This window comes from Pseudovibrio sp. Ad13 (genome assembly GCF_001623225.1).
Classification (GTDB): domain Bacteria; phylum Pseudomonadota; class Alphaproteobacteria; order Rhizobiales; family Stappiaceae; genus Pseudovibrio.
The window spans coordinates 72,345-83,437 of record NZ_LMCC01000006.1; the positions used below are offsets into that span (position 1 = coordinate 72,345).

Genomic DNA, 11,093 nt, shown 5'->3' on the forward strand with positions numbered 1-11,093 from the left:
CCTATGCAGTCAGGATAATTTGCTTCGGCATTGCTTATCCTTAGCGCTGTAGCGGTTAACTCAGGGGAGAGTTATGAGTAACCAAGCTGTACAACAACTAAAACAAGGTAAGATGCTCTTTGCCAGCACGATGACATTCATTGTTGTCGTGGTTCTGTCAGGCATCCTGTTCCCGGATCAACTGTTTAATGTCGGTGTAAGCACCATGAACTATCTGACCGATAAATTCGGTTGGATCTACATGGCGGGCTCCTTTGCCTATGTCATGGTGATGTTCTTCTTCGCCTTCAGTAAATACGGTAACATCCGCTTTGGGTCGGATGACTCCAGACCAGAATTCAGCACCTTCTCATGGATTGCGATGCTGTTCTCCGCTGGTATGGGTACCGTAATGCTCTACTGGGGTGTTGCAGAGCCAGTTTACCACTACATGAACCCGTTAGAGACAACCGGCATCGCTGCACAAACACCTGCAGCAGCTGAGTTTGCGATGAAGCAGAGCTTCATTCATCAGGGCATTCAGGCCTGGGCAGCATTCTCTGTGGTTGGTCTGATCCTCGGTTATCTGATGTACCGTAAAGGCGAAAGCGGCCTGATCAGTAACATTTTGCTCCCATGGGGCCGTGATAAAGCAAACGGCGGCTGGGGCAAGCTGATCAACTTGGTCTGTGTGTTTGGCGCCATTGCAGGTATCTCTACCTCTCTTGGTCAAACTGGCCTTTCCCTGTCCATCAGCTCCTCTTATCTGATTGGCACACCAGATGGCCCTCTGACAAAAATCATTCTTGTGGGTGCCATCACAGTCATCACCATTTTGTGCACCACCACTGGTCTTGAAAAAGGCATCAAGATCCTTTCCGATTACAACGCCTACCTTCTTGTTGGTTTGATTGTACTCGTCGGCGCGCTTGGCCCAACCACCCAGATGATCAATGTTTACTTTGATACAATGGGTAACTACATGAACGACTTCTTTACTGATGCGTTGATGTTGCCAACCTTTGCCGCTGATAAAGAGACCTCCTGGATCGGTGGCTGGCCAATCTACTACTACGCATGGGCAATTGCCTGGGCGCCGTTTGTTGGTCCGTTCATTGCACGTGTCTCCAAAGGCCGGACAGTCCGTGAGTTCATCCTTGGGTCCATGATCCTGCCATGCCTCGGTATCTTCCTCTGGGTTGCGTTCTTCGGCACAATTGGCCTTGAAGCCTCTCCGGAGGCGTTGGAAGCTGCAGCAGCGTCGTCTAAAGCTGCAACCTTCATCGTGCTGGAAGACTTCCCGCTCGGTACCGTCATCTCCATTGGTGTTGTGATTGCTCTGTTCACTTGCTTCATCACATCCATGAACAGCTCAACCTTCACACTCAGCTCCATGAGTGAAGATGGCTCCCTGAACCCAAGCAATAAGCAGAAGGTTATGTGGACCATTGCACAGGGTGCTATGGCTTTGACACTGATGCTGGCAACAAAATCTGGTATCGATCTGTTGCAGTCCATCAGTTTGATTTTCGCTCTGCCATTGATGTTTGTGCTCTTCGTGGCAATGATCAGTACATTCAAGATGTTCCGCGCAGAATTTGCTGATGAAAAGCAAGCGGAAGAAGACGTGCCAGCAATCAAACAAGCTGCCGAATAAAAACAAATAAAGCGAAGAGGCAGCCGCTCCAGGGCTGCCTCCTTGTAAGTTTCTTAAAGGAGGTAAGGGAACTTCAATGAGCAAAATCGATGAACAAGTCATTGCGTGGCGCCAACACTTGCATCAAATGCCAGAATTTGGCTTTGAAGAAGTGAAAACATCCGAGTTCATCGCCCAGAAGCTGGAAGAATTCGGCATTGAAGTTCACCGCAATATCGGTCGCACCGGCTTGGTTGGCGTGCTTAAATGTGGTGATAGCGATCGCACAATTGGCCTACGTGCAGACATGGACGCCCTCAAAATCACCGAGGAAAATGACTTCGCCTATAAATCCCAAACCGATGGGATGATGCATGCGTGTGGTCATGACGGACACACCACCATGCTATTGGGCGCAGCTCATGAGCTTGCCAGGCATAAGAATTTCGATGGCACGGTCTATTTCATCTTTCAGCCGGGTGAAGAGCACGGCGTCGGCGCAAAAGCAATGATCGAAGATGGCCTGTTTGACCGTTTCAAGATGGATGCCATCTACGCCATGCACAACTTGCCGGGCGTTCCGGAAGGCCATTTTGTAACCAATCCGGGCTCAATCATGGCATCGGAAAGTGGTTTTGAAATCGAGATCCTCGCGACAGGCGGTCACGCTGCAATGCCTCATATGGGCACTGACCCAATCGTGGTTGGCGCACAGATCATTTTGGCCCTACAAACGGTCACCAGCCGTAACTTGAGTTCAATTCATGAACCTGCCGTGATCTCTGTAACGGAGTTTACTACCAACGGCACAACCAACGTTATTCCATCGTCCGCAACCATCAAAGGCGACACCCGCTGCTTTACTGATGAAGCGCTGGCAAAGATTGAAGCTGCCATCGAAAGAGTGGCTGCTGGTCAGTGTGTTTCAGCCGGCGTTGAATACAAATATAAGTTCACCAACACATTCCTCTCCACGATCAACACGCCAAAGGAAACAGCTGTTGCCGTTCGCGTTGCCAAAGCAATCGCCGGAGAAGAAAACGTAGACGGCGAAGCTCCTCCCTTCACTATCTCAGAGGATTTTTCGTACATGCAACGCAAAGTCCCAAGTTGCTACATTCTCGTCGGCAATGGAAAAGTAGGCGAAAAAGGCGGCACAGCCCTCCACAAACCCTTCTACGACTTCAACGACAACATCCTCATGACCGGAGTGCGCTTCTGGACCGAACTCGTAAAAGACCAACTCCCAGCTAACGCCTAACTATCAGCCACAATCAGTTCCCACCCAACCTCCCTGTTTCCTTCCTCGCAGAATGAGAAGCAGGGAGATCACGGTTTAATTTTTCTATTCCAAAAGACCTGTGCGTGTAGCAATCTATACTCATGAGATGAAATGCAGTTATTACCATGCTCACACATTAATTAAATTCTAAATGAAACTTTCTTCAGTTCCTCTATTTGAATATGGATGGGAAAATGAGATAGTTTTGTTCACACCAGATATCTTAGGGGACTCGAGATAAATGGTAGTCTCTAGTTTTTGGAGTGCAAAGCCCGCACTTTGGTTCGAGTTTGCATTCGGTAATGAATGTTGTCGGTGGGTTATTCATCATTTTCGACTCTTGCGTGTAAGGGCAGCGGCTCTTTTGAAGAATTCGGGGTCCCAGTCGGTGATGGATGTTTCTTCGACGGATGTTTGTAAGCGCAGTGTTTGGTCGGAGACGAGGGCGGAGAAGCCGGAGCCTGCGAGGTCTTCCAGCATAGCAAGTTCCATGAAGGCCTTTTGGCGTGGCGAGCGTTGTGACTTGTACTCTCCGTTCCATTTTGAGGCCAGTCTTGGATTGCCAACAAAATCTGTGAGCCCTTTGCTTTCCTGCTGGTTATCTGCCTGTGCAGGCATGTTTGAGTGCGCGGGCTTTGAGTTTAACCATTCCGCCGTTTCTCCTTCTATGAAGGGGGTACCATCGTTGAAGGACAGTTCGCGAAGTTCCGGGAGCCGGCCTATGAACTCTTGGGTGCTCTCTGTGATGGCATTAGCGACTTGTATGTGGTCGGCTTTGAGAGCCAATTGAGCTGAAATGAACTGGCCTTCAATCCAAAATGGCATAGAAAACAGCGTTGTTTCTAACTGGTGAATGATTGCTATATCTGCATTGCTTTGCTTGAGCGCATCGCGATACTTGTCGCAGGTATCTATTGATACGGCAGGAATAATAGTTTTGGACTCAGATGTTATCTGAGGTGCACCTGTTATCTCTTGCCAGCATGCATGGCGGCGCAGCTGGTAGATAAAGGGAAGGGATGGATCTTCCTGAAAGATGAGTGTGCATATCTCAGCGGTGGTGCGTTTAAAGGAACGTGCATCCATCGGAGTTGCGGAACCGATACTTCCCGTCTTTGCTCCATCTCCTGATGCAGAGGCTCCTGCGGCGGTCTGCGCTTTCTCTTTCTCCGTCTGCTTCTTTTCAAGCTCAAGTCTCTCCTGAAGCACACGAAAATCTTTTACAAGGCCGTGCTCAAGCAAGAGTTCGTTTTTGGTCAGGCGAGCAAGGCTTTCATCCAGTTTTTCAGCTTCTGTGCCGGGCTTGCCGGGTAACGCATCCATGCTGAACAAACCGCAAATACGGCGTAGGATGAGATCAAATCTTCGATCTTCTTTTGGACAGAGGTCTGCTCTTGGCATTGTTAAGCAGGCATCAAGGCCTCGGATGCAACTGGTCAAAGCCCCGCGTGTTTTCCGCGTCATTCGGGCAAGCAGCACAGCTTCCAAAACTGCCAGGCTTTTTTGAGTGTTTTGCAGCAGTTGCAGCGCTTCCCGCTCTACCAGACCCCAGTCGATCGAGCCGTGAGAGAGGGTGCCGCGTTTCATCAACTCATCACTAACGGCATCAAAGTCTGGATGATCTTCAATGTCGTCTTCAAACCTATCTGAAATGGGGGAAAGGACCGCTTTGGCGAGGTCGTCATAGGATGTTACGAAAAGAGAGGAAGCAGCCGGAGCTGCCTCTTCTGATTTTGTTTCTGATGCGGTCATGAGAGTTACATCTTTGCTGGTAGGATAAGACCGGACAATGGTTGCTTGCGCGCGAGCGAACTAGCACCTTTGTGAAGCAGTGAATAAGTTGCTTTTTGACCGTCGAAACTAAATTCGATCAGTGCACCATTGCTGTCAAAGCCCTTGGTTGTAGCGAAGTCCAGCAGTCGGAAACCAGACCAAGGCCCTTTGAACGTAACTGTATGTGGACGCCCTCTTCCTGCAGGGAAGACTGAAAGGCTGCTCTCTGCCTCATTCGTAAGCACGTTAGGCCAAATCACGCGGATTGGACGCCTTGGCCCATGTGAATAGGAAATGATCTGCCCTTCAATATTCATCACGGCGCGACGCAGTTTGGCTGCAAGAGCCACAGGCTGAATGTTGTACTCAACGCCAATGAGCCCTTCGGAGTTAAAGTAGCTTCTGCGCAGATCCAGAATGATCTTCAGGTTGTCCTGAAAATCTCTTTCGATGGCCAAGTGGCGACCATCAATGGTTTTGGGTTCGCCCGTTGCTTCATCAACAAATACAATGAGGTTTTTCTTATAGAACGTTTCGATTTTACCGCCGGGACCGAAAAAGCTCTCAAACTCTTCAAGTGGTATTTCTTGCTCAGCTTGTTTGTTGAATGGATAGAGCTGAGCGTAGTTCAGATTATAATCCGCATAAATCTCTTCATTCCAGCTGCGCTGTAGTTCCTTCTTGGCTTCTTGCAGCAGAACCTTCCAGCTTTGGTCCGCTAATTTTGCGAAGAAGCGGTTCAATGGACTTGGCAGATCAACACCTATACGTTTGAGAGTATAGATCGGGTCCTCTCCCTGCAGGTCAATCCTGGCCTTCGCGCGTGCAAGGGCCACCTCGCCAGAGCGCTCCCCTGCTTGTCGGATGTCTTTGAGGTATTCGTAGAGTGTGTTGAGTGCAGCATCCAGATCTTCCAGGTAGGCTTTTTCGCCTTCCTCTGCTTCAACCAAGCCGTTCAGATTGGAAAATGCCCGACGGACACGCAATCCTTGCTCGCGGTAGATATCGAAGGGAAGGTCAGAGTCCACAGCCTGTTCTGCATTCAGCTCGATAAGCTTGCCTTCATAGATCTCAGTTTCCCTTTTAACGCGGTTGATGAGCCGGTTCAGCGGTCGGTCTGGGCCAGTCAGGGTTTCAAGAATATCAACCGCATGATCCAGATTTCTGAAATCAGTAATTTCCAGGCGGTTCAACGCGGTGTTCCAACTGGAGATGTAGTTGGTCGCATAGCGGGACACAATCTTGCGACGGAATTCTTTCAGGTCGGCTTGAGAATACTCAACCGTATCGCGCTCATCTGCGACCCATGCATCTTCAACAGCGACGACAGAAAGGCCGTCATTCATTTTTACGAAATAGTCCAGATAAGCGTCTTTTGTGAAAAACTCTTTCACCCCAATCGGCTGATCGTTTCCGCTGCTGCTCCTGGTGCCATCAAAAACGATGTTGTAAGCAGGTCCGATATCATTTCGGAAATTGACTGATGAGGCCAGCTGTCTGTCGCTGACCTGTTCAATATTGCGGTAAAGGCGAAGGTCTCTCGGAACTTCTCTTAAGTCTCTTTGGGAGGTTTCCACCAGATCTTTGTCGAGTGCGGCTTCTAGCCCTGCAGTCTCAATGGCAAAGACCAGATGATCACGAAGAGCTTTTTGCAGCTTTAGATCACCTTCAAACTGCTCTTGCCATTTCTGTTCCATCCAGGCTTTGACCAGCAGCTCATTTCGTCTCGATGCATCTCCCAGCATGAGATAGACGCGCAAAGCTTCAAGGCGTTCATTGCTGTCTCTACCGGTCTCGTCTTCTCCGAGTTTTGCGATCTCATCTCGCACGTACGCTGCCACTTCCGGGAGAAAGTAGCGTGCGAGCATGTCTACATATGCTTTCTCAACTTCCGGGCCTATTTTGTGCCCCTGATAAAGCTCAAGCTGAGACATAAGCCAGTTTCGACTGCGGTAATTGCCAAAAATGTCGCTTGCCGATGTAAGAGCTCCAAGAGAACGAATATAATTTTGCCCGGACGCGTTAGAGTTTTGTGCTGGTCCTTGCTGGAGCAGCTCTTCAAAGCTCTCAGTGATATCAACGACCTGATCTGCCCGTGCGCGGTTGCTTTCGTAGCCCATCCAGTAAGCGCTGAAAAAGCCGACATACAACAATGAAGCTGCAAGGCCTGAGCCGATGAGGGCGAAACGCTTCGCGCGTTCAATCTTGATATTGTCGCCAGCAAGCCCCGCTTCTTTGAAGACCACCTGATCAAACAGGGCAGACGAGAAGTACTGCTTGGATGGGCCACTGTGAATGGGCAGGATTGGCGGCGCTATTTCGTACTTTTGTGAGGTTGCCTGCAAAACAGGATTTGTTGGGATGGCTTCCTGCCGGGCTGATGAGAAGAAAATGCCCCGAATATGAGGGGCGGTTGAAAACTTGTCTTGATGCAGAGCTTTGCCGAGGAACCCACTCAAAATTGTGCTCAAGCCAGCCATCTCACGGGTAAACAGATAGAGTTGGCGACGTTTGTGTGCTGAACGAATATCTGAGATACGATCGACAGTGGTATGATTGAGGTTTTCCAGCAGTTTGGCAAAAGCTGCATTAAACTCGTCTAACCACTTGTCTTGATCCCGACCACTATGAAGGTCGAATGTAAAGCCAAATGGCTTTGCCCTTTCTGCTGTGGGCAGACATCCAATGAACTCATGGAAACCATCGATGAGGTCGAACTTGGTAAGTACGACATGGACGGTGTAGCGCGTGCCCAGCACTTCTGTCATTTCGCTCAGGCGAGCATGAATAAGTGCTGCTTTCGTGTTTCGCTCCTGAGAGGAGAGCGAAATAAGCTCTGATAGATCGAGACATAAGACAACGCCGTTGATAGGTCTGCGTGGTCGGTTGTCACGCAGGAGTTTGAGAAAGCGGCGCCATAAACCTGCGTAATGTGTTTCATGAGTGTCAGATTGCTTTCCGTTTACATGTTCAACAAACTGGCCAGCAACATCAAACAGAACCGCCTCGTCGGTTACCCAACAATCAACGTCTTTTGTCGGTTGCACATGCTTGGCGTCTTCCTGAGAGAAAAGATGTGCAAGTGGAAACTTTAAATTCGATTCAACAATAAGGGATGTCTTGCCCGAACTTGGAGATCCCAAAACCACAAACCAGGGTAGTGCGTAAAGGTTCTTTCCATTTCTGCGAGAACCCTTGCCTGCCCAGTTTCTGCTGATGGTTTGCAGGGCTTGGTTGAAGCCACGCTCGAACTCATTCAGATAGGATAGATCAGGTGTTTTAGGTTTTTCTCTTTTATCTTTATTTTTACTTAAATCAACTTTCTTCTTCTTTATGCTTACATAAATTAAGTTACTGGCACCCCAAATGATGGAAAACACTGCCATTGCAAGGGCGCTGTAGATTAATTTTCTTTCGCTTGAGCCTGCGAAGGAGAATACTAAATCCCTGAAGAAAAATACACTTAAAACGAGTAAAATTAGAAATATCGAGCTTATAAATATATATGATGTAGTTAATTTAATAATCGATAATAGTATAGTTTTGATTATTGAGAGAGCTCTAATTATCATTACGTTTCTCTGGTTTGTATTAATCAGGTCGAATCGCATTTTCAGGCAATATTATCTTTTTTCTCGAAATATTTACTTTGCTAATCAATATTACTAAAGTCTAATAACGGAAGTTTTACTTTTGGGTTGTCGTCTGTTTTTCTTTCCGATAGGCCTAAGGGAAATTTAGAGTCGAATTGACGCTAAAGTTTTCAATTTTCAATTTAAGTACAATCTTAGGTAGTTTCTAAGATGTTTTCAGTTTTATTAAGAAGAGTGGGGAAGGCTAATGGCTGGCAAGGAAGGTTCTGTTGCACCCAAAGAGCGGATTAACATTCGCTATGTTCCTGCAACTGGTGACCAACAGGAAGAAGTCGAACTGCCGTTGCGTCTTGTCATGTTGGGTGATTACAACGGCAAAGAAGACGATACGCCTCTTGAAGAGCGCGAATTGCTTTCAGTTGATAAGAATACCTTCGCATCGGTGATGAAAGAAGCGGGGCTGGAGCGTGAGCTAACGGTCAAAAATACGCTTGTTGAGGAAGAAGATGCACAGCTTGCGGTCAATCTGAAGTTTGAAGGACTAAAAGACTTCGAGCCAGATTCTATCGTGAAGCAAATTCCTGAGCTTAAAAAGCTAATCGATCTGCGTGAGGCTCTTGTTGCTCTTAAAGGGCCGCTTGGAAATATTCCTGCGTTCCGCAACCGACTAGAGCAGCTGCTACAAGATAAAGAGCAGCGTGAGAAGCTTCTTTCAGAGTTGGATGCAGTGGTTTCGTCTCAGGAAGAGAACAGCTGACACTACGTCATTATCAATAGATTTTATACACAACTGCGGAGCTCGTTCGTTTTGATCCGCAAGTACATTTCAAAGTAAAAACATGGATGTGATGACATGGTAGATGTATCAGCTTCTACCGGCCAGCCAGATGTTGCCGGTTCGGGGGCCGCGATTTCTCTTCTTGACCAGATCATGGAAGAGACCCGCATTCGCCCTGAAGACGAAGAAAGCTATTCCATAGCGCGTAAAGGCGTTGAAGCGTTTATTTCTGACCTCCTTGCGAGCCAGGAAGTTGACCAACGGATCAACCGCGTATTGGTTGACCGTATGATTGCAGAGCTGGACTTGAAAGTATCAGCGCAGCTTGATGAAGTTCTGCATGATGAAAAATTTCAGGAACTCGAGTCTGCCTGGCGCGGTCTGAAACTGCTGGTTGACCGGACAGATTTTCGTGAGAACATCAAGATTGATGTGCTTTCTGTCTCTAAAGACAAGTTGCTGGAAGATTTTGAAACCAGCCCGGAAGTCGTACAATCTGGCCTTTACAAACACGTCTACTCCAGTGGCTATGGCCAGTTTGGTGGCGAGCCTGTAGGCGCAATGATTGCCAACTATGACTTTGGTCCTGGTGCCCGCGATGTAAAGCTGCTTCAGTTTACTGCCTCCGTTGGCGCAATGGCCCATGCTCCGTTTATTGCGGCAGCTGGTCCGAAAATGTTCGACGTTGATGAGTACGTGGATCTGCCTGCGCAGAAAGATCTGTTCTCCATCTATGAAGGACCGCGTTTCCGCAAATGGATGGGCTTCCGTCAGAGTGAAGACTCCCGTTACGTTGGCCTGACATGCCCACGCTTTTTGCTTCGCATGCCATATGATGCGGAAGAAAATCCGGTTGATGCGTTCGTCTATAATGAGAATGTGACAGAAGAGCATGAGAGCTATCTGTGGGGTAACACTTCATTCCTGATGGCAACCCGCCTGACAGAGAGTTTTGCCAAGTATCGTTGGTGTCCAAATATCATTGGTCCGCAATCAGGTGGTGCTGTTCACGACTTGCCGGTACATGTGTTTGAAGCCTTTGGTCAGCTCGAAGAGAAAATTCCAACGGAAGTTCTGGTTACAGATCGCCGTGAATTTGAGCTTGCCGAAGAAGGTTTCATTTCACTGACGATGCGCAAAGGCTCTGACAATGCGGCGTTCTTCTCCGCAAACTCTGCTCAGAAGCCAAAGATCTTCCAGAACACCAAGGAAGGTAAAGAAGCGGAGACCAACTATAAGCTTGGCACTCAGCTTCCTTACATGATGATCGTCAACCGCCTTGCTCACTACATTAAAGTGCTGCAGCGCGAACAAATCGGGTCATGGAAAGAGCGTGAAGATCTGGAGCGTGAGCTTAATACCTGGCTCCGGCAGTATGTAGCTGATCAGGAAAACCCACCTCAAGATGTACGTTCACGTCGTCCACTGCGAGCAGCAGAGGTTATCGTCTCTGATGTAGAAGGTGATCCGGGTTGGTACCAGGTGTCTTTGAAAGTACGTCCGCACTTCAAATACATGGGAGCGAATTTTGAATTGTCGCTCGTTGGTAAGCTGGACAAGGATAGCTAAGGGCTGCCCATGAGAAAGCGCGATGAACCCGTTGTTTGGGACAGCAGGCTTCGTACAGCGCGTGGCAGTTTGTTCGAGCGTTTGATTGCTGATGAGGAGGAGATTTCTCCTCCTCAGAACATCGATCTGTTGGAAGCAAAAGTAAACTCTATCAAGCGTCATCTAGCCAAGCTGTTGAATGCGAGAGCAGGGGCTTCTGCTGCTACACCAGATTTGGGACTAGTTGATTTCAACTTGTCCAGCGTGGCGACAAACGACCTTACGCAACATATTGCGGCCTCTATCCGCCAATGCATTGAAAAATATGAACCGCGCGTTCAGGTGCGGTCCGTCCATTTCGTTCGTGATCCTGACCGCCCATTAGAACTGCGGTTCAAGGCAACTCTGCTCATGCCAGCCTTAAGCCAGGGGGAGCAGGTGCAAATCGATATTCTTATGAAAGATGGGCATGTCGCTCATATTGTTTAGTCAAGCAGGCAACCA

The 11,093-nt window shown here is 48.4% G+C and carries 7 protein-coding genes; 5 read left to right on the plus strand and 2 right to left on the minus strand.

The window, feature by feature from the left end; genetic code table 11:
* Positions 1 to 73 precede the first annotated feature (73 nt).
* Positions 74 to 1,636, plus strand: a complete 1,563-nt coding sequence (locus tag PsAD13_RS09745; protein ID WP_208986515.1) for a BCCT family transporter — start codon at positions 74 to 76, stop codon at positions 1,634 to 1,636.
* Positions 1,637 to 1,712: 76 nt separating this feature from the next.
* Positions 1,713 to 2,876, plus strand: a complete 1,164-nt coding sequence (locus PsAD13_RS09750) for a M20 aminoacylase family protein (protein WP_063318016.1) — start codon at positions 1,713 to 1,715, stop codon at positions 2,874 to 2,876.
* Positions 2,877 to 3,224: 348 nt separating this feature from the next.
* Here PsAD13_RS09750 and PsAD13_RS09755 read toward each other — a convergent pair whose 3' ends face one another.
* Both PsAD13_RS09755 and tssM read right to left on the minus strand, forming a co-directional pair.
* Positions 3,225 to 4,649 carry a TssA family type VI secretion system protein gene (locus tag PsAD13_RS09755; protein WP_063318017.1) on the minus strand — a complete coding sequence of 475 codons (1,425 nt, stop codon included), beginning with the start codon at positions 4,647 to 4,649 and terminating at the stop codon, positions 3,225 to 3,227.
* A 5-nt stretch (positions 4,650 to 4,654) separates the two neighbouring features.
* On the minus strand, positions 4,655 to 8,281 hold the full coding sequence (tssM, locus tag PsAD13_RS09760) for a type VI secretion system membrane subunit TssM (RefSeq protein WP_343228956.1): 3,627 nt from the start codon (positions 8,279 to 8,281) through the stop codon (positions 4,655 to 4,657).
* A 229-nt stretch (positions 8,282 to 8,510) separates the two neighbouring features.
* Here tssM and tssB point away from each other — a divergent pair, with 229 nt between their 5' ends.
* The 3 genes from tssB (at position 8,511) to tssE (ending at position 11,078) form a co-directional block, all read left to right on the plus strand.
* Entirely contained in the window at positions 8,511 to 9,020 is a 510-nt protein-coding gene (gene tssB / locus PsAD13_RS09765; RefSeq protein ID WP_057462095.1) for a type VI secretion system contractile sheath small subunit, read from the plus strand.
* Positions 9,021 to 9,116: 96 nt separating this feature from the next.
* Entirely contained in the window at positions 9,117 to 10,610 is a 1,494-nt protein-coding gene (tssC, locus tag PsAD13_RS09770) for a type VI secretion system contractile sheath large subunit (protein ID WP_063289815.1), read from the plus strand.
* A gap of 9 nt (positions 10,611 to 10,619) precedes the next feature.
* Positions 10,620 to 11,078 carry a type VI secretion system baseplate subunit TssE gene (gene tssE, locus PsAD13_RS09775; RefSeq protein ID WP_208980636.1) on the plus strand — a complete coding sequence of 153 codons (459 nt, stop codon included), beginning with the start codon at positions 10,620 to 10,622 and terminating at the stop codon, positions 11,076 to 11,078.
* Positions 11,079 to 11,093 lie beyond the last annotated feature (15 nt).